Source organism: Mesorhizobium sp. M0239, assembly GCF_040321815.1.
Classification (GTDB): Bacteria; Pseudomonadota; Alphaproteobacteria; order Rhizobiales; family Rhizobiaceae; genus Mesorhizobium.
Window position 1 is genome coordinate 142708 of the sequence record NZ_JAMYSG010000015.1, and the last position, 23539, is coordinate 166246.

The following is a 23539-nucleotide window of genomic DNA, read 5'->3' on the forward strand; positions in this document are numbered from 1 at the left end:
GTCTGGTCCCCCTTAGTTCGATCAAAAAACTCATGCCGAAGGCCTCGCCCATAGGGCGAGGCTCGGTCACATTCGGACTGGGGGGTTATGCTGCCTTCAAATCCTCGGCCGGCGTGTGGTCGTCGTTTGCCTGGTGCTTTTCGTCCAACCAGTCAGCGTAAGTTTCGCCTGGAGGGCCGCAGTAGTCTGTCATCTCTGGGAAGCCATCTGCTGGAATCTCTGGCATTCCCTGGCTTGTCGCCTCTTCCGCGTTGGAAAGCTTTGTTTTGTGAAGGGTTTTGATTTCTATGTCCCCTTCAGATGCATGGCGTATAGCGTCACCGAGTTCGTTCCCCAACGCGAGTAATGTCCCTTCTGCCCGCTTGACCTGCCGAAACAGCGTTTTTGCGTGAGCGAAGTCGATCACAAAACCATGGTAGGGATAGTCCTGAGCCAAACTGACTACGGTATCTTCGTCTGCATTGCCCGATATCGACGCGAGTTGACTTCCGTACTTAATCCCCTGTTCCACGTCACGCTTCTCGCGACCGAGCACAGCGGGATCTATTCGGGCAACCAACGGTGACATGATGTTGGTAGCCATTGCTCCGCATATCTCCGCCGCGAGCCTGAAGCTAATACTGCCCTGACTGAGCGTGGCAAGATTGACGACAGAGTCGTTGAAGAAGCTGAACGACGTTTCCATAATGGCTTCGAGAGAGGTTCGCGTGGACAAACTTGAATCCAACACGCCGAGTTCATCCCGCTGTAGGCCCTGCGCGTCTATCGGTCCAAGTTCCGCAAACGGAGACATCCACAACCGGTTTGCACCAAGTGCCAGAAGTGTCCCGGCACTTTTGCAGTGTGCAGGAACAAAGATATCGAAACTGTCGTAAAAGGTTTGGAAGAGCCTGGCAATTTTGAAAGCTGCGGAGCCAGAGCCGCCATTGGTGACCAGAATTAGTATAGCTTTTTCTGATCTTCGGGCGAATAACACCTCGTTGCGAAGCGCTTCGTACCCTTGTTCGTCTATACGCCCAGCGTACATATATATGTCGCTGGAGTGTTCCTTTGCGGCCCTGAGGCCAAGTTTTCCGAGTTGTGATTTTGCGGGTATCGTTCCTGCCATGCGCAAATGGACCCTCCGTTAGACGCCGGCAGAGGTTTCCCTGCCAGCGTCGCGGCTAGATGGGTGCGACAAAATGGCGGCGCAAGTACCCTTGAAAAATAAATTTGTGAAACTTGCACGCCCTTAGCCAGCGCTCGCGGTAAATTGCGGTTTCCGGTCCCCACTCCGTTGTCCAGTGACGATCCAATGGTAGAACCGCTGGATTGCCGATAGTCTGCCTGCATGGAATCAGCGTTCGATCACAATAAGTATTCGGCGATCATATTCATCGACAGTATGGTCGCGCTCCAAGGAAAACCGCTAGAAACGCTCCCTTGGGCAGAGCTGGATGCTGAGGGGCCGATCCTGATCTTGGTCGTTCAGCAGGTCAACGCCGAGATTGACAAGCGAAAGCGTGATGGGCGGCTCAACAAGCGTGCCAGGGCATTTAACCGTCTAATTGCTCCTGCTGCTAACAATGCGGCACCGCACACAATCGCGGTAGGTCCTCCCGTTGTCGACATCGCGGTGGCGCGGTGTGCACGTATGAATTGGGAGCTGTTTGATGACCTAGATCGCGATGAGGGCGATGATCGTGTTGTCGCCCAGATACTTCACGCACAGGATGTACCGAACGATCGCAAGCTTCTGCTCAGCCATGACACCAATCCGATAGCGATTGCCGCTCGCCACGGATTGAACCGTCAGCGACTGGCGGATCACTGGCTACTCGAACCTGAACCGAGTGAAAGTGACAAGGAAGTTCAGCGGCTGAAGCTACGTGTTCGTGAGTTCGAAGCGGCGCAACCTAAAATCGAAGTCTCATTGGATTTTGGCCTGGCTCAGCCTCAAAGGCTTTTCCGCATCGAACCAATGCCTGAAAATGCCAAAGGTGTCATCGCATCACACGTGATCCGAAAAAACCCCAGCCAGCAGGACGATTCTCCATTCAACTTCCGCCGCGACGATAGCTACGATGATCGTTATCGCGATTATCGGACCAAAGTCGTTCCTGCATACACTGCGTCGGTTCATCGGTTCCTTGAGGTTCATTACGCTCAAGTACCGTTCACCTTCTGCCTCAAAAACCTCGGTAATTTGCAGGCTGAGAGCCTGGTGCTCAGATTGGTAGGTAGGGGCGGTTCCCTCCATAATCGTTTCACCTGTTATCCGATCTTTGGCCCGCCTGCGCCTAAGCCAAGAACTTTCCTCGATGGCATCCGGTTCGATCCTAATTCTATTCGGCCGTCGATCGTCGGCAGGCATGAGATGCAGTTTGCTGCCGGTCCCGACCGTAGCCCGGTGATCGAGATACATTGCGCCGATTTCAGGCATGGTCGCAGCTGGGAATTCGAGGGGATTGCGACGATCGATCCCCACCACGAGGGTCCATTCGTTGTCGATGTCGAGGTCACTGCATCGAATATGCGCGGAATTCAGACTGAGAGCTTCAATCTTGCGCTTACGGTGGAGAACGCGAAGATCGGGTATCTCGTTGACCTCCTGAAGCCTGGATACAAGATTCCGATTCCGATGATGGAGCGCTTGAAGGCCGAAATCACAGCCAAGAACTGGGATTGGATCGAAGTCGTCGATGTTGACGGCTTTGAGGAGCAGCATGACGACGATGATGAAGACGATGGCAACGATGAGGATTGAAAACTGAACGGGCTCGGGTGTACGTGGAGAATTGAGAAACGACCACCGTGACACACCCGCCGGGTTTACGGGGCTCTCTTGAACTCCAGAAAATCATGGCAGGGTCACAGAAAAGGCTATTCAAATTTCCGTGTTACCCGAACACCCAAATCCTAAGTGCGTTTTCAGGTCAGAAATTCCCGGCACCCTGCCGAAACCCTGTCTCAGTTCAGTGATTTCTCGATCTGAATCGGCAGCACCCTGAAGTCGTCAGCGACTTTCAGCTCGTGATTATTGTGCACCATGAATTTGGCCATGTACGATGATGCACGACTATCACCCGTTGAATTTCGATGGTCATGATCAAGCTGCTGGATATCTAACTCTCGAATCGAAAACCGTTCTTTGATGGCTAGGAGCCGTTCTTTGTCGTCTAATAACTTTTGGAATCCGTCTCTAGTTTGATCGGTAAAAATCCAGATCGAATGGATATGTGGGTTTTGCAGCTCTCCCATCGATCTCCAGTATCTCGATCCATTCATGTCCAGACAACCGATAGCTAAAGGTTTGAGAGCATGGAATGAGGGGCGATGGTAGTTCCTTCCGACCAGGTTCCGGCAGATCAAATTGTACAGGTCGGTGAACGTGTCCATCACCGTTTTGGCGCCTGGGCCGTCGATCAGGTCGGAACTTTCTAGCCGCTGCTTGCGAATGCTGTGATCGAACGAGATCGTGATGAAGAACCCGTTCCGTCGTTTGAAGAAGGAGGTGGGTTCGAGTCTACCTTTGTGAGCATCGATGAACTGCTCAATCCTGTCATCGAACCAGGATGCATATTGAGATGAGATGGAGTGAGCAGAGGGTTGTGAGTGGCTTTGGAGCATGTGAGTTGGTCTTTTCATAGGGATATAGACCCATCGAGTCTGATGGGTGGAATTGCGTTGAGGTGTTTGAGGTCGTGCGAGGATTGCCGTCGGCACGGCTCAAAAAACCGGTTTGAACTAGTACAATGGAAGAGATCTGAAGGGGAAATTCGGTTCTGAGGGAATGACGGTTCTAGGATTGCTAATCTATTTATGGCGAACCCGATCGGATCTACCCAGCAATCAGAACAGTTGCCTCAATGGGATATCAAATTTTACGGAGACTTGATCCAAATGAATTCGCAGTGGCATCCCTCGCGCAACGTTCGCACAAGGTCGTCAGGTGCAAGATGCCAGTATCAGGACGGTTCTAGGGCTGGATTTTAAAGAAATGGGCAACCGTAACATAACTGAGGCAGGCAAATTGGCGTTGAACCCAGAAGACAGTCAGAGGCCTATATTTCTGCTGCATCTAGGCACTAAAGCTAACATCCTGTTCGACTCTGGCATACGAACGATTGGCGAACTGAGTGAGCGAATGCTGAGCGATGGCCACTCACTGGCCCGTCTGTCGGGTATAGGCGAGGCTACCATCCAGCTGACCCGAAGGAGGCTTGCTGCCGTCGATAAAGCTCAACGCGCAGATGGGTTTGTTGATTGGGACGATTTTGCCGTGAAGGCAGGCCTTGTGTTGACACCGAGTTCGGCGGTCGGCTCTGGCGCCGCGTTTTTGTCGGCTCTACCGGAGGTCTATGAACACATCAAAGAAACCCGAGGAAATGAACTTTCTCGACGAGTCCTTTCGGACCGCCTGTTGGTGGGAGATCGTCGTTCCAGCACGATGGAGGAGATCGGCGACCAATCCGCAAGCCCTGTAACTCGCGAGCGCGTTCGCCAATTGCAGCGTGGCCTTCAGAAGGAGCTCAGTAACGCACTGTTGGATGACACCTATGGAGCAAACCCACTTCATTTTAGGACTTCATTTGTGGAGTATTGGAAACTCATAAGACGGGAGCTAGTAAAGGGCGCTGCTAACACATCCCTCAAGTTCATAGGCCTGGGGTTGGCGGAACTTCTATCGGTAAAATACGGGGATCTGGAACCGCACATGCCGTTCATTGCCCTTGTGATTTTTTCAGATAGGTCGCGACAAACCATTCTATGGGAGATTTTTGGAGACCAGGCATAGTCGCGCATTCGTTGTTGAGAGCGGCGCGATCAATCTCTAGTGGTGGACCACGCGGTGGTTGCTGCATGGCTAAAGTTGAGGGAACAGGACACGTGTGAAGAATGCTTTTCGTCGCAAAGCCTAGGGACCAAAAAGCGTTTCCAGGTCGGCGCCCCGATCGCTGCCAGCCGGATTGCCTGCCGCATCCACGGTGACCTCGGCGACGAAATCCGTTGGGTCGTCATTGTTCAGCACGATTTTGCGTGAGATGCCGTCGGCAAGAACGACCGTGAAGCTGCGGTTATATCGTTTTGCCTCAATGTTGGTTCGTTCGATCACTTCGAGAATGCTCTGGCGCTCTAACGGATTGGTGGCTGCCTGATCGAAGAGCGCTTCCGCCTTCTTCAACCGGGGTTTAGTGCCTTCAATGTCTAATCGCAGGTCGCTGACGATATCGCGCAAGCGGCCGGCAAGCATCGTCCTCTGCGCGAACGCGTCGGGGCCTTCGGTCTCTTGAAGTTGGTCAATCAGCCGGTGCAGCTCATCAGGCGAAATCGACTGCTGTTCGCGGAATTCAGACAGCTGCAGCTCGACGTCGGTGATCTGCACGTCGACTCCGGCTAGATCGTTTTCGCATTCCCTCAGTTTTGCCGACACGAAATCGATCGAAATCGCCTGATTTATAAGGGCGTAGGTTAGCTCCCGTTGAACCTCTAACTGATGACGTTTCTCCTTCAGCGAAGTCAGTCGGTCATCCAAGGCGATTGCTTCCGATTTAGTGGCCGATGCAGCAAGTATTTCACCCAGATCGATCTCCTTGACGTAAAGAAAGAACGACCTCTCAAAATCTTGGTAGCGCCATGGGGTTGAAACGCAATCCAGTCCACGTAATGCCTGACTGCACTTCAGGTATGTTCCGCCTCCCGGTCCAAATCCCTTGTTGAGAAAATGCATAGGCGCGCCGCAGTACCCGCACTTAGCCAAGTGTGTGAACAGGTTGCGCAGCGCTTCTCCCTTACGCCCCCCGCCTTCTATCCGGCGTTTACCCCTGGCGAATTGCGCTCGGAGAAACAGTTCTTCATCGACGATTTGCGGATAATAGCCAGGAATCGGGTCGCCAAACGGTATCCGTTTCCCATTCTGCTTGGTGTGAGGCTGAAACTCACCGAGGACAGCGCGGGTCTGAAGGATCTTGGTGACGTACGACTGCACCCAGCCATTCGACCTACCAAAGGCCGGTATGCCCACGTCGTTCAGCCGTCGCGTGATGACAAACGACCCTTGGCCGCTTGCACTATCTTCGAATATGCGCCTGACGATCTGTGCTCGATCGTCGATCACGCGAAAACTCTTTCGGTCGTCCGATAATTCCAACCAAGCCGGGCACAGTCCGGTCAGTTTCTTGTCGCCGATTGCCCTTCGTTTGGCGCCCCACGCAGCCGACAGACGCTGGCTTTTGATTTCAGATTCCTCGTTTGCACGAGCCATCACAACGATCGACATGATCAGCTGTGCAAACTCAGCTTCCCCGGCTTTGTAGAGCTGGTTGTCCGATAAAGTGACGAGGTTGATACCGTTCGATGTGATATCGAAGAACAGCGCCACCGAGGCATTCAGTTTTTGGCGTGACAGACGGTCAAACGACTCGACAAGCAGGTATGACCCCTTCGGAATCCTGCCTGCTTTGACGGCGTCCAGAAACTTACCAAGCGCGCCTGAGGAGACGTTGTCACCCTTGAAAGCTGAGACGCCAATGTCCTCTAGTCGGAAGTCCTCGACGAGTTGGAGATTGTGATCCTCGGCATATTTCTTCGACCGCTCCGATTGCCTCCGCAAACTGTCGCCTTTCAGCTGGATATCGGTCGACATGCGGACGTAGGAATAAGCGAGCGGCTTTGTCAGGGGAAACCTCCAGATTGGAGGATTAATACTCTACAATGATGTCTATCATCAACCGCCGCCCGCACATTTAATATAACTCACTATCTTGAGAATGTGGGTCATTAAATACTTTAATACGGCACAATATCCTTATGATCGGACCGCCAGGATCGGGCAAATCGATGCTGGCGCAGCGGCTGCCGTCGATCCTGCCGCCGCTGGCGCCGAAGGAATTGCTCGAAGTCTCGATGATCGCCTCGGTGGCGGGGGAACTCGGCGAAGGCAAGCTGACCGACCGGCGGCCGTTCCGCGCGCCGCACCACTCGGCCTCGATGGCGGCGATGGTCGGCGGCGGCATCCGCGCGCGGCCGGGCGAGGTGTCGCTGGCCCATCACGGCGTGCTGTTCCTCGACGAGTTTCCCGAGTTCACGCCGCAGACGCTCGATGCGCTGCGCCAGCCGCTGGAGACCGGCGACTGCATGATCGCGCGGGCCAACCATCGCGTCACCTATCCGGCGCGTATCCAGCTGGTGGCGGCGATGAACCCGTGCCGCTGCGGCATGGCCGGCGAGCCGGGCTATCGCTGCCTGCGCGGCGAGCGTTGCCGCACCGACTATCAGGCGCGCATTTCGGGCCCGCTGCTCGATCGCATCGATCTCAGGATCGAAGTGCCGGCGGTCTCGGCCAGCGACTTGATCCGGCCCGACCGGGCGGAGAAAAGCGCCGATGTGGCGATGCGCGTGGCACGCGCCCGCACCATCCAGCGCGAACGCTTCGAGCGGCTCGGCGCCACCCGCGCCACCACCAACGCGCATTGCTCACCGTCGATCATCGAGGAAATCGCCATGCCTGACGTCGCCGGCCTGTCGCTGCTCAAGGACGCCAGCGAAAAGCTCGCCTTTTCGGCGCGGGCCTATCACCGTGTGCTGAAGGTGGCACGGACGCTTGCCGATCTCGACGCCAGCGAAACCGTCGGCCGAATCCATCTGGCCGAAGCGATCTCCTACCGCATGAGCTCGGAGCGGATGGCGCAGGCGGCGTAGGTCACTCGCCGCCCGACAAGCCGACCTCGCCACATTGCCTTCCGCGATCACGCCATAACACCGCCTCTGCGAATCGATCATCTCCACGGTGCGGCGGACCTGATTGTCCGCTTGGCCGGCGTCCTCACCACCCAACGGCCCCACCGAGCGGGCGCCGGCCATTTTCTTCCTCTTCCAGAAGCGTGGATGTCATCGACGCCGGACCAAAGTCTTGGTCTCTGCATTGGACATTCCTTATTTAGACAATGCGAATATGGTTCCGGTCGGGGAGCCCGCTATGTTCATTGACTACTACGAAGTTTTGGAAGTTAGCCCGAACGCCAATTCGGAAACGCTGGAGCGCATATTTCGCTATTTTGCGATGCGCTATCATCCCGACAATCGCGAAACCGGCGATGAAGCCCGCTTCAGTGAAATCGTGGAAGCCCACAACACGCTCAAGGATCCGGTCAAACGCGCTCAATACGACATCGCGTACAAGGACCATGCCGGCCTTCGCCGCGAGCTGACCGAGGAAGCCAGCAGCACCAAGGGCGTCGAGCGGGATGTCGTGATCCAGGCCAGGCTGCTGTCGCTGCTTTACGCGAAGCGCCGGCACGACGTCAGCAATCCCGGGATCGGAGATGTGGAGCTCGAACGCTTGTCAGGCTGTCCGCGAGAGCATCTCGAATTTCATCTCTGGTATCTGAAAGCGAAGGGCTGGATAGCAAGAGTGGAAAACGGGACAATCGCGATTACGGTGGAAGGCGTCGATAGGGTCAACTCCGAACACCGTCGCGATCCCACCATCCGGCTCCTGGACCATACAGCTTCCTGACGCCTCACCTCCGGAGGAAGCCAGGCCGAAGACCTGCCGCTCCATTCACGGCAGGGACTGGGCTCTTCAGCTCAGTTGCGCCTTCAGTTCCAGCCGCCGCGCGTGCAGCACCGGCTCGGTGTAGCCGTTGGGCTGGACGCGGCCCTTGAAGACCAGGTCGCAGGCGGCGAGGAAGGCTATCGACTTGTCAAAGTCGGCCGCCATCGGCTGGTAAAGCGGGACGCCCGCGTTCTGGCGGTCGACGATGTCAGCCATGCGCTTCATCGTCGCCATCACCTGGTCCTCGCTGCACACGCCGTGGTGCAGCCAATTGGCGATGTGCTGTGAGGAAATACGCAGCGTGGCGCGGTCTTCCATCAGGCCGACATCGTTGATGTCAGGCACTTTCGAGCAGCCGACGCCTTGGTCGATCCAGCGCACGACATAGCCAAGAATGCCCTGCGCGTTGTTGTCGAGTTCCTTCTGGATGTCTTCAGGCGACCAGTTCGGCCGCACCGCGACCGGCACCGACAGGATGTCGTCGAGCTTTGCCTTGGGCCGGTTCTTGAGTGCGGCCTGCACGGCATGGACATCGACCTTGTGATAGTGCGTGGCATGCAGCGTCGCCGCCGTTGGCGACGGCACCCAGGCGGTGTTGGCGCCGGCCCTGGGATGGGCGATTTTCTGTTCCAGCATCGCAGCCATCAGATCGGGCATCGCCCACATGCCCTTGCCGATCTGGGCGTGGCCGGCCAAACCGCATTCCAGCCCGATGTCGACATTCCATGCCTCGTAGGCGGAAATCCAGGCGGCCTGCTTCATGTCGCCCTTGCGGATCATCGGGCCGGCTTCCATCGAGGTGTGGATCTCGTCGCCGGTGCGGTCGAGGAAGCCGGTGTTGATGAACACGACGCGCTCTTTTGCGGCGCGGATCGCCTCCTTGAGGTTGACGGTGGTGCGCCGCTCCTCGTCCATGATGCCCATCTTGATGGTACTTCTGGCCATGCCGAGCAGGGCCTCGACACGGTCGAAGATCTCGACGGCGAAAGCGACTTCGTCGGGCCCGTGCATCTTGGGTTTCACGACATACATCGAGCCGGCGCGGGAATTGGCGCGGCGGCCGTTCGGCCCGACATCGTGCAGCGCGATCAGCGCCGTCATCGCAGCATCCAAGATGCCTTCCGGAACCTCGTTGCCGTCGTGATCAAGGATCGCCGGGTTGGTCATGAGGTGGCCGACATTCCTGATCAGCATCAGCGAACGGCCGGGCACGGTCAGCGTGCCGCCGGCGGGCGCGGTGTAGGAGCGGTCGGGATTGAGCTTGCGGACAAAACTCTTGCCGCCCTTGGTGATCTCTTCCGCCAGATCACCCTTCATCAGGCCGAGCCAATTGCGGTAGACGACGACCTTGTCCTCAGCATCCACCGCGGCGATCGAATCCTCGCAGTCCTGGATGGTGGTCAGCGCCGATTCCAGGATGACATCGGCGATGCCAGCCGGATCGGTGCGGCCGATCTGGTTGTTGCGGTCGATCACGATCTCGATGTGCAGGCCGTTGCGCACAAGCAGCACGGTATCGGGATTGGCGGCATCGCCACGATAGCCGACGAATTGCCTGGGGTCGGCCAGCGTCGTCGAGCCGGCGCCGGCGCTTAGCCGCAGGGCGCCTTGCGCCAATGACAGACCGTTGACCCCGGCCCATTTGCCCGAGGTGAGCGGGGCAGCCTCGTCGAGGAAGGTCTTCGTCCAGGCAACGACCTTGGCGCCGCGCGCCGGATTGAAGGCTTTGCCCTTTTCGGCGCCCGCCGTTTCGGGGATGGCATCGGTGCCGTAGAGCGCATCGTAGAGCGAACCCCAGCGCGCATTGGCGGCGTTGAGCGCATAGCGCGCATTCATCACCGGCACGACCAGCTGCGGTCCGGCAACATCAGCGATTTCGGGGTCGACATTGTCGGTCGACACGCTGAAGGGCGGGCCCTCCAGAACGATATAGCCGATCTCTTTCAGGAAGCCCTTGTAGGCCTCCATGTCGACCGGCGCGCCGTGATCGCGATACCAGCCATCTACCTGTTCCTGGATGGCGTCACGCGCTGCCAGCAGCGCCCGGTTCTTCGGCGCCAAATCATGGATGATGGCCGAAAAACCGTTCCAGAAGGCGTCCGCTTCGATCTCCGTGCCCGGCAGCGCTTCCCTGGCCACGAACTCATGCAGCTCGCGGGCAATCCGCAATCCGGCGATCTCGATGCGGTCGGTCATCAGGCTACTCCAGATGAAAGGCTTTGCGGGCCTTTGGCATGTCAGGTTTGCCGGGTCAATTCAGCTTAGGTGAAGGTGGCGTATTTCGCCGCCCCGCTCAAACCGCAATGCGCGGCCTTCCCGAGGCCACGGCCACGACATGCGCCTCGATGAACATGCGCTGGGCTTCGACGGTCGAGACCCGGAATTCGGTGGCGACGTCGATCTCGGCGCTGTCGGTGCCGGCATCCCTGGCGCGCTCCGCGACGATGGCGCGGACATCGGCCTCGGCCGCCGCGATCGCCGTCGCCTCGTCGAGGAAATCGCGCACGGTCTCGCCCGAGGCGAGACGAAACAGCCCTTCCATGGGCTGGCTGACCCGCGCCTCGGCCGATACCCTGACCTGGCCGACGACGGCGCCGAGCGCGTTGGCGACATCGGTATCCCTGGGCACCACGCAGTCATTGCCGATCAGCGGCGGCAGCCCGGCATAGTGCAGCGGCGCCGAGGCGCCGAGGCCGATGACCGGGCGGTCGAGCGCAACGCTCAGGCGGGCGATGCCGGGATGCGCGTCGACCGCGCGCTGCACCAGGGCGTGCGCCACCGTCGACGCGCCATCGAGCCCATCCTCGGCAAAGGCGGTCTCGAGGATATATTCGGCCGACCAGCGCGTCAGCGTCACCAGCACCCGTTCCGAAATCGCTTCCGGCGAAGCGGCGATGTTCTGGCCACGGCCGTCACGCTTGCGGGCGAACAGTTCGGCGCCGAGGCGCGCGGCGATGGGATCCCAGTTCGCCTGCTTGCCCAGCACATGGGCGGCGTCCGACGGGGTGAAGCCGGCGACATGCACCAGCCCGCGCGACACCAGCCGGTTCAGCGTCGCGTTCTGCGCGTTGGAACTCAAAAGCCTGTCGACGGCGAGCGGCACGGCACCGATCAGCTCGTAGAGCCTGGCTTCGGCGCCGGTCAGGCCGGCGGCGAGCCGGTCCGGCACGCCGGTGCGCACCGCGAAGCGGCCGTCCATGCGGCCGGGATTGGGCGCCCGCAGCTGGCGTTCGAGTTCGGAGGTGACAGCTGTACCGTGCGCCATGCCGGCCAGCGCCAACGGCACCAGGCGGCGCGGCCCGAGCAGGATCTTCGGGTTGAGCGCGCCATCTTCCAGCGCCACTTCGGAATCGCCGCCGAGGCCGAAGGTGCGCATGGCGACGGCCTCGACCATGGTGCGGAAGCCGCCGACGGTGGCGCCTTCCGGGTCGAGCCTGGGACGGCCGTCATCGAGCACGGCGACGTCGGTGGTGGTGCCGCCGATATCGGACACCATGGCATTGTCGAGCCCGGTCATGTGGCGGGCGCCGACCAGGCTGGCGGCCGGGCCGGACAGGATGGTCTCGATCGGCCGCTGGCGGGCAAACGCTGCCGAAACCAGCGCACCGTCGCCGCGCACCACCATCAGCGGGGCTGCAATGTTGCGCGCCTGGAGAAAGCCTTCGGTTGCCGCCACCAGCCGGTCGATCATTGAGATCAGCCTGGCGTTGAGCAGAGTGGTGAGTGCCCGGCGCGGGCCGCCGAGCTTGGCCGACAGCTCGTGGCTCGATGTGACCGGCAGGCCTGTCTTTTCGCGGATCAACTCGCGGGCGGCGATCTCATGCGCCGGATTGCGGGTGGCAAAATAGGCGCAGACGGCAAAGCCGGACACCGAGGCGCCGAGTTCCGGCAACGCCGCCTCCAGTCCAGACAGATCGAGCTTGGCGGCATTGCCGTGCACATCGTGGCCGCCCGGACAAAAAACCACCGGATCGGTGCCGAGCGCGGCCTTCAGCCCGTCGCGGGCGAGGTCGCCCTCGGAAAAGCCGATCATCACCAGCGCGGCGCGGCCGCCCTGGCCCTCGACAAGCGCGTTGGTGGCAAGCGTCGTCGACATCGACACCAATTTGATGGCGGCGGGATCGGTGCCGGCTTTCTGCAGCACCGCGTCGACGGCGCCGGAAATGCCAACGGCGAGGTCATGCCGTGTGGTCAGCGCCTTGGCCTTGGCCAGCACCTTGCCCTTGTTCGGCCCCTCTTGCGGGCCTTCCGTCTCAGACCACAACACGGCATCGGTATAGGTGCCGCCGGTGTCGATCCCGAGGAACAGCGGCTTTGGCTTGGTCTTGGCTGTCATTTTTGGCGGCGGTCCGGGTGGCAATTTATTTGTCCCTGCCCTTAGCCGATACGGAGCGGACGATAAAGCCGCGAGCGCTGGGCCACGGTAGGTAGGTTGGTGGTGGTGAACAAGCGAGGTCGGCGGGACAGCACCCCCCTCTGCCCTGCCAGGCATCTCCCCCGCAAGTGGGGAGATCGGATGTCATCCCCGCTTTCGCCAATCTTCAATGCCGAAAAGGGCGCCGCCGGCGGAAACTGCCAATCTCCCCCCTTGCGGGGGAGATGTCCGGCAGGACAGAGGGGGGTGCTGTCCCGCCGGCCAAAACAGCTACCCCACAAACCCCACCTTCTTGTGCGTGCCATCGCAGAACGGTTTGTTGGCGGAATGGCCGCAGCGGCAGAGGAAGGCGCGTTGCGTACGGTCGACCGTATGGCCGGTTCCGGTGACGATCTCGAGATTGCCCTCTAGCTTGAGCGGGCCATTGGTGGTCGGCGTCACTTTCAGCGGACCATTCCTCGCTTCGAGCGCCAGCGTGTCCTTCAGCGGTGGCCGGTGGCGGCAAAACCTGACTTGTTGTGGCTACCGTCGCAGAACGGCTTGTTTTCCGAGGCGCCGCAGCGGCAGAGCGTGGCACGATAAGAAGTCTCGCCGTCGAGCACGATCCCGGCGTGTACCGCCAGCGGGCCGTTTTCGCGCAGCCGCACGGTGTTGACCACCGGCGGCTGCTCCTGCGGCCCGCCATCCTTCCTGATGTAGGTCATGGCGCCCGAGGGGCAGCTTTCGGCGATGGCAACGATCTTCTCGACGCTGGCCGCCTCGGGATGGATCCATTGGCCCGGCGCGTTGGGCACGAAGACATTCGGATCGCCGAGCACGCAGTTGCGCGAATGGAGGCAACGCTTGCCGGAAAACCCGACGTCGATCTTGTCGCTTTCGACCATGCCGGCCATAGCTGAGCTCCTTTTGCCTGAAGCGCGTCGCGTCTGAACAGTTCGAGGCGGCGCGCGCTGGGTATTTGCACAGGCCATGGCTTCCGGCCCGAAGACCGTCAAGCTGGCAAACCGGTCAGGGGACCAGCTCGATCTCCTCGGTCTCGCCGCCGTTGCAGGTGTAGCAGCAATCTTCGCATTTTTCCGTGTTGCCTGGACCGACGCCCCAATAGGTGCCCTCATCGCCATCGACCCAGGCGCCGTAGCAGATCGATTCGCCCGCGTTGCAGGATATCGGCAGCTGCTTGGTCTCGCCGTCGTCGAGGACGTAGTCCTTGTCCTCGCCCGGCCAGACATAGTCGCGATCCTGGCTGTAGAGCTCGACGCGCATGGCGTTGGGGTGGCTGTTCTTGATGGCGAAGGTGACATCGTCGGCTTGCGCCGCCGACGCAACCAGCATGACGAAGGACAGCGCGGCCAGCATGCGGCGCGCATAGGCATGAAACATGATAACCCCCGAACAAGCGGCCCACCCGGCCGCGGGGCGACCATTGCATGCAGCGCTGAATCGCGGAAGTGGACCGGACGGGCCGATCCCCGACTTAATTTGGGTCCAACGAAACTTCCGCGCTCTACGGCACCAGATCGATCGTCTCGGTGGAATGTTCCACGCAGATGAAGCAGCAGGTGTCGCAGGGCTGGTCATTGTCCGGCCCGACGCCGGCGGAGATGCTGTCATTGCCGTCGGCCCAGGCGCCGTAGCAGATATGTTCGCCCTGATTGCAGGACAGCGGCACGGATTTCTGCGACTCGGGTTCGATCAGGAACACCTTGTCATTGCCCGGCCAGACCGTCTCACGGTCGCGGCTGAACAGCTCGACCGCGACAGATTCCTTGCGCAGGTTCTTGACGAAAAAGGCCATGTCGGCGGCCTGCGCCGGGGCGGTGAAGACCAGCGCTGCCAGTGCAACCATACGAAACAGCGTCACGGCCTGGATCTCCCGAATCATCGCGGCAGAATCGCATGCCTGCCCGTAACTAGGAAGGCGCGGAACCCTGCGTTGCGATGTCATGCCCCAGCCGCACCGTTTCATGCACCAGAAGGTCGAGATCCTCGCGCCGTGTGCGATGGTTGGTGATCGCCACGCGCAACCAGTGCTCGCCATGCACCGTGGTGTCCGAAAGGGCCGCAATGCCCTGTTCCTGCAGCCGCAGCATGATCTCCGTGTTGAGCGCCTTCAGAGCCTCGCCTGTCAGACCGGGCTGATAGCGGAAGCAGACGATGTTGACGGTCGGCGATGCCGCCAGCTGCAACCGCGGTGCGGCCTCGATCAGGCCGGCAAGATAGACGGCCTGAGCAATGTTCTGGTCGATCAGGCGGCCGAATTTCTCGACACCGTGCTCCTTCAGTGCCATCCACACCTTCAGCGCGCGAAAACCGCGCGACGTCTGCAGGCCGTAGTCGTGCAACCATTCGCCGGAAGCGAGGCCGCGCGGCATCGATTCCAGATATTCCGGCGTCACAGCGAAGGCCCCGCGATGCGCGGCGGCATCCCTGACCAGGGCGCAGCCGACCTCGAATGGCGCGTGCAGCCATTTGTGCGGATCGAGCGCGACCGAATCCGCCCGTTCGATGCCGGCGACGCGATGGGCATTTTCAGGCGCAATGGCCATCAGCGCGCCGATGCAGCCGTCGACATGGAACCAGAGGCCTTCCTCATGTGCCAGCTTCGCAAGCGCCTGCAAATCGTCGATCGCCCCGGTGTTGACGGTGCCGGCCGTACCGATGACGCAGGCCGGCTTGAACCCTGCCGCGCGGTCTTCGGTGATCGCCGCACGCAAGGCAGCGATATCGATGCGCAGCCCGGCATCGGTCGGGATGCGGCGCAGTGCCCGGTTGCCGAGGCCGAGTGCCTCCATCGCCTTGCGGTGGCACGAGTGTATCTGCTCCGAGCCGTAGAAGCGCAGCGGCTTTTCGATGGCGGCGACACCGTGCTCACGCACGTCGATGCCGGCCTTGACGTTGCGCGCCACGGTCAGCCCTATGATGTTGGCCATCGAGCCGCCGCTGACCAGCGTGCCGCCGGCAGAAGCTGGAAAGCCCAGCATCTCCTTGCACCAGTTCACCACCTGGCTGTCCATCAGCCCGGCGGCGTGGTTGCCGCCGCCGAGGTTCGAGCCCTGGATAGCCGCCAGGAAATCGCCGAGCGCGCCGGTGAAGTTGCTCGACCCCATATACCAGGACCAGAAGCGCGGATGGATATTGCCCATCGGATAGGACATCACCGTGCGGGACACCTCGGCATAGACAGCATCCAGCGGCGCCGGGGAGCGCGGCAGCGGCGCCGAGAAGGCCTTTATCACATCGGCCGGCATCTCCCGCCAGACCGGGCGGTCGCGCACATCGCGGAGATAATCGACCGCATCGTCGATGACCCGGTGCGACAGGGCCTGCACATCGGCCCAGTCCAGGGGATCGAGCGTTTCCTCGGCCACCAGGCCGAGGTTTTCTTGCATGGCGTCCATGACGGATCTCCGTCAAGCCGCGGGAAACTGACAGCCGGGCGTCGAGCGCGACAGGGCAGTCTCGTCGGCATCCATCTCGGCCTCGATGCCGTCGAACAGCGGTGTCGACATGTAGCGCTCGCCGGTGTCGGGCAGCATGCACAGGATCACCGCGCCGGCCGGCGCCTTCTCCGCGACCTGCCGCGCCACGGCGAAGGTGGCGCCGCCGGAAATGCCGGTGAAGATGCCCTCTTTCCGCGCCAATTCTCTGGCCCATTTGATGCCCTCGGGCCCGGCGATCGGCATCACCTCGTCATAGAGGCTGGTGTCGATCGCCTCCTGCAGCACGTTGGGGATGAAATCCGGCGTCCAGCCCTGGATCGGGTGCGGCTCGAAGGCTGGATGGCTGGCGGCCGGGGCACCATCGGTGCCGCGCTGCTGCACCTTGCCGCTGCCGATGAGCTGCGCGTTGGCCGGCTCGGAGAGCACGATGCGGGTTTCCGGACGCTCGCGGCGCAGCACGCGCGCCACGCCGACCACCGTGCCGCCGGTGCCATAGCCGGTGACGAAGCAATCGAGCCGCGAGCCGGCGAAATCATTGACGATCTCGCGCGCCGTCGTTGCCTCGTGGATGGCGGCGTTGGCCGCTGTTTCAAACTGGCGGGCAAGGAACCAGCCATTGGCCTCGGCCAGTTCCACCGCCTTCTTGTACATGCCGAAACCTTTTTCGGCGCGCGGCGTCAGCACCACCTTGGCGCCCAGCATGCGCATCAGCTTGCGGCGCTCGACCGAAAAACTGTCGGCCATGGTGACGACCAGCGGATAGTCCTTTTGCGCGCAGACCATGGCGAGGCCGATGCCGGTGTTGCCGCTGGTCGCCTCGACCACCGTCTGGCCCGGCTTCAGCGCACCGCTGCGCTCGCCCTCCTCGATGATGTTGAGCGCCAGCCGGTCCTTCACCGAGGCGCCGGGATTGAAATACTCGGCTTTGACGTAGATCGTCGCGTGGGACGGTCCGAGATTGTTGATGCGAACCACCGGCGTGTCGCCGACGGTGTCGAGAATGCTGTCGAACAGGCGGCCGCGCCCGGCCGTGGTTCTGATCTTCTGCTGCTGCAACATCTTGGTCTCCCTGATTGTCATCGTGTTTTGTCTTCACGGGCCGGTTACAAGCCAGCGGGTTGGGCGGCGAGGTTTGGTGACCTTGCCGCGCTAGGACTGACATGCCGCACAGCGGCAATGGCTGTATCCGGCGCTGAAATCCGCTGCCGGATGCGCCGTGTCGTGTTTGGTGATACAGGAGAGGCCGACAGGCCAGCGTGGGAGCAGGCGTGGAAACGCACGTGGAATCCAACCGATCGAGGCTGGACGGCGACATGCCGGACCTGTCGGTGCGCCTGCTCGGGCCGCTGATGATCTCCCACGACGGCGCTCCGGTAGCCCTCCCCGCGTCACGCAAGCTGCGCGCGCTGCTCGCCTATCTGGCGCTGGCGCCGCATCCGGTCGGCCGCAGTCGCCTGTGCGAGTTGTTGTGGGATGTGCCGAACGACCCAAGGGGAGAACTGCGCTGGTGCCTGAGCAAGCTGCGGAGCGCGCTCGACGCGGTGGGCCGACACCGGGTTGCGACACAGGGCGACACGGTCGCACTCGATCTGAGCGATTGCCTGGTCGATGCGCTGGAGGTGAGCCAGGCCGCCACGCAAGGGCTCGGCACCCTTGATGTCGAGCGCTTGCGGGCGCTGGCCAGACTGTTTGCCGGCGATTTCCTCGATGGGCTGGAGCTCGAGCGCAGCCCGCATTTCAACAGCTGGCTGACCGCGCAGCGCCGCCGCTTCCACTCGTGCCACGTCGCCGTGCTGGAGCAACTCGTCGGCAGCCTGGCGGCAGACAGCGACGAGGCGATCGCCCATCTCGACACATGGGTGGAACTGGCGCCGTTCGACCGGCGTGCACATGCGGCACTTTTGGCAGGTCTGGCCGGACGCGGCGAGATCGGCGCGGCTGAAGAGCATCTGGCGGCGGCAGAACAGTTGTTCAAATCGGAAGAACTGGATTTCGCACCGCTTCGCGCGGCCTGGCGGGCGATCCGTGACCGACAGTCGGGCATCTCGCTTCGGACGGCCTGCCTGTCCACACTATCGCCATTGGTGGCCACGCCGACCGCACCCGGCCCGGTCGAGCCCAGCCATGCTTCGCTGGCGGTGATGCCGTTTGTCGAGGAGGTCGGCGGCGGACGCGGCGGATTGGCCGACGGTTTCACCCACGACATCATCACCCGCCTGGCCAAGCTCAGGGACTTCTTCGTCATCGCGCGCGGATCGGTGTTTGCGCTGGCAGAGCAGAACATCGCGCCCGAGGATGCCGGCCGCCGGCTGAATGTCGACTATGTCGCCACCGGCACCGTGCGCAGCCCGTCCGGCCGCCTCATCGTCAGCGTCGAACTGATCGAGGTGCGCAGCGCCAGGATCGTCTGGGCCGAGACCTTCGAGCGCAGGCCCGATGACATCTTTTCCGTGCTCGACGACATCGGCAACAGCATCGTCTCCTCGATCTCGGCCGAGATCGAAACAGTCGAGCGCAACCGCGCCATGCTGAAGGCGCCCAGCTCGCTCAACGCCTGGGAGGCCTACCATCGCGGACTCTGGCACATGTACCGCTTCACCCAGGCCGAAAACGAGCAGGCGCGGCATTTCTTTGCCCAGGCCTTGCAGCTCGACCCGACCTTTGCCCGCGCCTATGCCGGCCTGTCCTTCACCCACTGGCAGAACGCCTTCCAGCGCTGGGGCGACCGCGACCGCGAAAGCGCGCTGGCCTTCGAGAGCGCCGGACACAGCCTGCTGGTCGACGACCACAATCCGGCCGCGCATTGGGCAATGGGCCGGGCGCTGTGGCTGCGCGGCGAGCAGGACGGTTCGCTACTCGAACTGGAACGGGCTGTCGATCTCAGCCCCAACTTCGCGCTCGGCCACTACGCGCTGTCCTTCGTGCATTCGCAGTCGGGCGACCCGCGAGCGGCGATAGGCTCTTCCGATCATTCGCGCCATCTCAGCCCGTTCGACCCGCTGCTGTTCGGCATGCTGGGCGCACGCGCCATGGCGCATGTCCGGCTCGGCCAGTTCGAGGAAGCGGCCGAATGGGCGCTGAAGGCGGCGGCGCGGCCCAACGCCCACGCCATCATACTGGCGATCGCCGCGCACTGCCTGGCGCTGGCCGGACGGCTCGACGAGGCGCGCGGCTTCGCCGCCGCCATTCGCAAGACAAGGCCGGACTATTGCGCCGACGATTTCATCGGCACCTTCCGCTTCGAGCCGGATGCCGTGGCGCTGTTCCGGCAGGGCGCCAGGCTTATCGGGCTGAACTGAAGCCTGGCATCGCCATCTGGGGCATCGCTTGGGAATTTCGCCTCAATTCCGCTGGGTTAACGAAGTCGGAAGGAGTTGTTTAACCGTTCGCGGCTATGTCACCGCGTGGGGGACCGACAAAGTGAGTATGATGAGCAACAGCCCCGACAAGCGCAATGAATGGCGCGCCATCTTTTACGTGCAAGCTCGCGTCGCCATCCTGTTTGTCCCGGTGGTTGCCAGCCTGCTGATCATAGCGGCGCTTGCCGGAAACGAACGCAAGTCCGTTCCCAGCATGATCGACCCGACCGTCACCGGCTCCGTGCGGTAGACCAGCGGTCATCGGTTCTTCGAGACGCTCCCGGAGGCGGGCGCCGGGCGTGCGCTATCGGCGGTTTTCATTTGGCGTTAAAATCATCCGATGGCACTGAATGAGTGGGCCCGAACGATCAAGCGCGATGTGCATGCGCTCTACCTCGCCGCTCGCGATCCCCGAACGCCTTGGTATGCCAAGGCGCTTGCCGTGTGTGTTGCAGGCTATGCCTTGTCGCCAATCGACCTGATCCCCGATTTCATTCCGGTGATCGGCTATCTCGACGACGTCATCCTTGTCCCGGGCGTCCTTGCCGTGGTCAGGATGATACCGCCCGAGGTGATGGCGGAACACAGGGAGGCCGCTGCCCTTGCCGCTGACAGGCCCGTGAGCCGTAGCGCGGCGGTGATCATTGTTTGTATCTGGGCGGCCTCGATCGTGCTGGCCGGCTGGCTGGGATATCTATATTTCGCCGACTGACTGCCAAGCCGTTCAGCAGGGAGGCTGCCGCCAAGAAAGCCCGGATGGATCGCGCCTCGGGATTCCTTCGCCATCTGGCGTCGCTCAAACAAAGCGCGGGATCGGACCGTTCTGCGGGGTCACATCGTCGCCAAGCTCGATAAAAACCTCGTCGACATAGCACCATGCCCAGCCTTCGGGCGGATCGTAGCCCTCGATGATCGGATGCTGGGTGGCGTGGAAATGCTTGGTGGCGTGGCGGTTGGGCGAGTCGTCGCAGCAGCCGACATGGCCGCAGGTGCGGCAGAGCCGCAGATGCACCCATTGCGACCCGCTCTTCAGGCATTCCTCGCAGCCGAGGGCGCTCGGCGTCACCTTCCTGATGTCGCGCGTATGTCTGCATTCATCCATCATGCTCTCCTGCCATTCGAGGTGTGTCGGCGTTGCCGCGAGCGAGATATGCATGCAATGCCGCGACCACCTGGGCGCCTTCGCCGACAGCCGCCGCGACCCGTTTGACCGAGCCGGCGCGGACGTCGCCTATGGCGAACACGCCGCTGCGGCTGGTCTCCATCTGCGTCGATCCTATGTCCGATCCGGTGCGCACGAAACCCCTGGCGTCCAGCGCCACATCGCAGTTCGCCAGCCAGTCGGTGTTCGGGTCAGCGCCGATGAACAGGAAAAGATGGCGGATCGAGCGCGTCGTTTTCGCGCCGCTGGCGCGGTTGCGCCAGCGCACTGTGGCAAGATTGCCCTCTTCGCCCTCCAGAGCCTCGATTTCGGTCCCGGTCAGCACCTCGATGTTCGGCTGCGCCCGGATGCGCTCGACCAGATAGCGCGACATGCTGGCATCGAGGCTGCCGCCGCGCGCCAGCAGTGCCACCTTCCGCGCATGGCTGGCCAGATAGACGGCCGCCTGTCCGGCCGAATTGCCGGCGCCGACCAGCGCCACTTCCTGGTCCGCGCAAAGCCGACCTTCGATGGGCGACGCCCAGTAATGCACGGACGTCCCCTCGAACCGCGCCAGATTGGCGATGTCGAGGCGGCGATAGCGCGCGCCGCTGGCGATCACCACGCTGCGCGTGCGCACGGTCTCGCCGTCGCCGACATCGAGCAGATAGCGGGCGCCTGACACGTCGGCGGCGGCGCTCAAAAGCTTCGCCTCGTCCGGGATCACCATTTCGACGCCGAATTTCTGCGCCTGGTTGTAGGCGCGCGCCATCAGCGCCATGCCCGAAATGCCCGTGGGGAAACCGAGATAATTCTCGATGCGCGAGGAGGCGCCGGCCTGTCCGCCGAAGGCACGGCAATCGAGCACGATCGTCGACAGGCCTTCGGATGCCGCATAGACCGCCGCCGCCAGCCCTGCCGGGCCGGCGCCGACGATGGCCACGTCATACACCGTATCGGCATCGATCGGCCGCAGCAGGCCGATGCAGCGGGCGAGGTCCTTTTCACCGGGGTTCATCAGCAGCCTGCCGTTTGGACAGAGCACGATCGGCAGGTGGTGCGGATCGACCTCGAAGCGTTCTACCAGGGTTTTGGCGCAGGGATCGCTGTCTGAATCGAGCACGCGGTGCGGTTGGCCGCTGCGGGCGAGGAAACCCTGCAGCCGCAACACGTCGGCATTGTCCTGGGGTCCGATGATGATCGGCCCGCTGGTGGCGCTCTCCAAAAGCCCGACGCGGCGCAAGATCAGCGCCCGCATGATGCGCTCGCCGAGATTGGCCTCCTGCACCATCAGGTCGCGCAGCCGCTGCGAGGCGATGACGAACGCCTCCACCGGTTCGGCGGCCTGCGCATTGACCAGCGAGGGACGGGCCGAAAGCTGCGCCAGTTCGCCGACAAAGCTGCCTGGACCGTGGGTGACGATCGTCTCGTGCCGGCCGAGCCCCCCGTCCTGGGTGATATCCACGCTGCCCGACAGCACGACGATCAGACCGGGCGCTACATCGCCCGCCGTGACGATGTTCTCGCCGGCCGCATAGGCGCTGGCCTCGCCGAACCGGCGCATGCGGTCGATGTCCACCTCGGCCAGCGTGGGGAACGCCTGGTCGCGGCGGGCACCGAAGATCTGGGTGGTGGATTGAGCCATGGTTGAGCGTAGCGAAGCGGGCGCGGAGTTTGAAGCGGTTGTTGGAGCCCTGACCAGGAGGGGAGGTCTGGCTGGTAGACACCACGCCGTCGTCATCTCGGGCGAGGATCCAAACCGAGACACCAGCCGAAGAACCTCAGTCGGAAGGCCTTCGTCAGTGGCTGAAGACTCGTTCCAAAGCACCCGGCTCATTGTGCATGGCAAGTTTGTCCATGATGGTGACGCTGGCCTCGTTGAGACCTACCACCTCCACCTCGACGCCCTCGCGGCGGAACTTGAGAACGGCGGTGTCGACTGCGCCGACGCCAGTGAGGTCCCAGATGTGAGCGTGAGTGACGTCGATGACGGCGCGCTTGAGGCGCTCCTTGAAATCGAACGCGTTCAGAAAGTCCTCCGCTGAAGCGAAGAATAACTGGCCCTCGATAAGGTAATGGCGCTCCGCGCCGTCGCCACTGAGGGTCGAGGTGACGCGGAAAATCTGCGACACCTTCCAAGCGAAGAAGATGCCCGAGAGCAGCACGCCCACCCCGACACCAAGCGCGAGATTGTGGGTCCCGACCACGGTGATCACTGTCGCCAGCATGACGATGCTTGAACGACGGGGGTGCTTCCTGAGATCGTTCAGAGAAGACCAGCTGAACGTGCCGATCGATACCATGATCATGATGGCGACCAGGGCCGGCATGGGAATGACGCGCAGCCAGTCGCCGAGCGACATGAGCATGAACAACAGGAACGCCCCGGCCACAAATGTGGAAAGCCGCGTGCGTCCACCAGATTTGACGTTGATAACCGACTGGCCGATCATGGCGCAACCGGCCATGCCGCCCAGGAACCCGGTTACGAAGTTGGCGATACCCTGGCCAACACATTCACGGTTCTTGTCGCTTTTTGTGTCGGTCATCTGGTCGACAATGGACGCCGTCAGCAGGCTTTCGAGCAGGCCAACCGCGGCCACGCCTAGAGCGATTCCTATTTTGAGAGAATCGTAGGATTCCCAAAGCCGGATGTTTGTGATTCAAGATGCTGGCTGGATTGGAGGC

The 23539-nt window shown here is 61.6% G+C and carries 19 protein-coding genes and 2 pseudogenes; 7 read left to right on the forward strand and 14 right to left on the reverse strand.

Annotation, left to right across the window (positions count from 1 at the left end; translation table 11 throughout):
- Nucleotides 1-85: 85 nt before the first annotated feature.
- Nucleotides 86-1108, reverse strand: coding sequence for an SDH family Clp fold serine proteinase (locus NKI99_RS17775; protein WP_352611557.1), 1023 nt, complete (start codon nucleotides 1106-1108; stop codon nucleotides 86-88).
- A 222-nt stretch (nucleotides 1109-1330) separates the two neighbouring features.
- On the opposite strand from NKI99_RS17775, the gene NKI99_RS17780 reads away from it, so the two are divergent.
- Entirely contained in the window at nucleotides 1331-2746 is a 1416-nt protein-coding gene (locus tag NKI99_RS17780) for a hypothetical protein (protein WP_352611558.1), read from the forward strand.
- 203 nt (nucleotides 2747-2949) lie between these two features.
- On the opposite strand, the gene NKI99_RS17785 is transcribed toward NKI99_RS17780, so the two are convergent.
- Nucleotides 2950-3609, reverse strand: a complete 660-nt coding sequence (locus tag NKI99_RS17785; RefSeq protein WP_352611559.1) for a hypothetical protein — start codon at nucleotides 3607-3609, stop codon at nucleotides 2950-2952.
- Between the two features lie 322 nt (nucleotides 3610-3931).
- Here NKI99_RS17785 and NKI99_RS17790 point away from each other — a divergent pair, with 322 nt between their 5' ends.
- Nucleotides 3932-4777, forward strand: a complete 846-nt coding sequence (locus NKI99_RS17790) for a hypothetical protein (protein ID WP_352611560.1) — start codon at nucleotides 3932-3934, stop codon at nucleotides 4775-4777.
- 120 nt (nucleotides 4778-4897) lie between these two features.
- On the opposite strand, the gene NKI99_RS17795 is transcribed toward NKI99_RS17790, so the two are convergent.
- Nucleotides 4898-6685 (reverse strand): recombinase family protein, encoded by a 1788-nt coding sequence (locus NKI99_RS17795; RefSeq protein ID WP_352611569.1) that lies wholly within the window; start codon nucleotides 6683-6685, stop codon nucleotides 4898-4900.
- Between the two features lie 92 nt (nucleotides 6686-6777).
- Between NKI99_RS17795 and NKI99_RS17800 the strand changes: the two are divergent.
- Nucleotides 6778-7680, forward strand: a pseudogene (locus NKI99_RS17800) (YifB family Mg chelatase-like AAA ATPase); the annotation flags it as partial.
- A gap of 277 nt (nucleotides 7681-7957) precedes the next feature.
- A complete protein-coding gene (locus NKI99_RS17805; protein ID WP_127296986.1) occupies nucleotides 7958-8497 on the forward strand; it encodes a DnaJ domain-containing protein in 540 nt (179 codons plus the stop codon).
- A 66-nt stretch (nucleotides 8498-8563) separates the two neighbouring features.
- On the opposite strand, the gene NKI99_RS17810 is transcribed toward NKI99_RS17805, so the two are convergent.
- The 8 genes from NKI99_RS17810 to NKI99_RS17845 all read right to left on the reverse strand — a co-directional run bounded on the left by NKI99_RS17810 (nucleotide 8564) and on the right by NKI99_RS17845 (nucleotide 17410).
- A complete protein-coding gene (locus NKI99_RS17810) occupies nucleotides 8564-10732 on the reverse strand; it encodes a malate synthase G (RefSeq protein ID WP_352611561.1) in 2169 nt (722 codons plus the stop codon).
- 97 nt (nucleotides 10733-10829) lie between these two features.
- Nucleotides 10830-12872, reverse strand: a complete 2043-nt coding sequence (locus tag NKI99_RS17815) for a hydantoinase/oxoprolinase N-terminal domain-containing protein (protein WP_352611562.1) — start codon at nucleotides 12870-12872, stop codon at nucleotides 10830-10832.
- Between the two features lie 309 nt (nucleotides 12873-13181).
- Entirely contained in the window at nucleotides 13182-13352 is a 171-nt protein-coding gene (locus NKI99_RS17820) for a CDGSH iron-sulfur domain-containing protein (protein WP_352611563.1), read from the reverse strand.
- Between the two features lie 41 nt (nucleotides 13353-13393).
- Nucleotides 13394-13804, reverse strand: coding sequence for a (4Fe-4S)-binding protein (locus NKI99_RS17825; RefSeq protein ID WP_352611564.1), 411 nt, complete (start codon nucleotides 13802-13804; stop codon nucleotides 13394-13396).
- Nucleotides 13805-13919: 115 nt separating this feature from the next.
- Entirely contained in the window at nucleotides 13920-14291 is a 372-nt protein-coding gene (locus tag NKI99_RS17830; RefSeq protein ID WP_023814184.1) for a hypothetical protein, read from the reverse strand.
- 124 nt (nucleotides 14292-14415) lie between these two features.
- Nucleotides 14416-14772: a hypothetical protein gene (locus tag NKI99_RS17835; protein WP_023814183.1), complete on the reverse strand. Its 357-nt coding sequence runs from the start codon at nucleotides 14770-14772 to the stop codon at nucleotides 14416-14418.
- Nucleotides 14773-14821: 49 nt separating this feature from the next.
- Nucleotides 14822-16309 (reverse strand): pyridoxal phosphate-dependent decarboxylase family protein, encoded by a 1488-nt coding sequence (locus tag NKI99_RS17840; protein ID WP_352611565.1) that lies wholly within the window; start codon nucleotides 16307-16309, stop codon nucleotides 14822-14824.
- Between the two features lie 12 nt (nucleotides 16310-16321).
- The gene (locus tag NKI99_RS17845) at nucleotides 16322-17410 is read right to left on the reverse strand and encodes a PLP-dependent cysteine synthase family protein (protein ID WP_352554382.1); all 1089 of its coding nucleotides are present in this window, start codon (nucleotides 17408-17410) and stop codon (nucleotides 16322-16324) included.
- Between the two features lie 254 nt (nucleotides 17411-17664).
- Here NKI99_RS17845 and NKI99_RS17850 point away from each other — a divergent pair, with 254 nt between their 5' ends.
- The 3 genes from NKI99_RS17850 (at nucleotide 17665) to NKI99_RS17860 (ending at nucleotide 20422) form a co-directional block, all read left to right on the forward strand.
- Complete coding sequence (locus NKI99_RS17850; RefSeq protein WP_352611570.1) at nucleotides 17665-19650, forward strand: BTAD domain-containing putative transcriptional regulator; 1986 nt, start codon at nucleotides 17665-17667, stop codon at nucleotides 19648-19650.
- Between the two features lie 127 nt (nucleotides 19651-19777).
- Complete coding sequence (locus NKI99_RS17855) at nucleotides 19778-19960, forward strand: hypothetical protein (protein ID WP_013528612.1); 183 nt, start codon at nucleotides 19778-19780, stop codon at nucleotides 19958-19960.
- Nucleotides 19961-20050: 90 nt separating this feature from the next.
- The gene (locus tag NKI99_RS17860; RefSeq protein WP_352611566.1) at nucleotides 20051-20422 is read left to right on the forward strand and encodes a YkvA family protein; all 372 of its coding nucleotides are present in this window, start codon (nucleotides 20051-20053) and stop codon (nucleotides 20420-20422) included.
- Nucleotides 20423-20506: 84 nt separating this feature from the next.
- Here the strand turns inward: NKI99_RS17860 and NKI99_RS17865 are convergent, their stop codons facing one another.
- The 3 genes and pseudogenes from NKI99_RS17865 to NKI99_RS17875 form a co-directional block, all read right to left on the reverse strand.
- On the reverse strand, nucleotides 20507-20815 hold the full coding sequence (locus NKI99_RS17865; RefSeq protein WP_164893051.1) for a UBP-type zinc finger domain-containing protein: 309 nt from the start codon (nucleotides 20813-20815) through the stop codon (nucleotides 20507-20509).
- Complete coding sequence (locus tag NKI99_RS17870) at nucleotides 20805-22496, reverse strand: FAD-dependent oxidoreductase (RefSeq protein WP_128305273.1); 1692 nt, start codon at nucleotides 22494-22496, stop codon at nucleotides 20805-20807. The genes NKI99_RS17865 and NKI99_RS17870 overlap by 11 nt, the downstream gene beginning before the upstream one ends.
- A gap of 154 nt (nucleotides 22497-22650) precedes the next feature.
- Nucleotides 22651-23457, reverse strand: a pseudogene (locus NKI99_RS17875) (SulP family inorganic anion transporter); the annotation flags it as partial.
- Nucleotides 23458-23539: the final 82 nt, after the last annotated feature.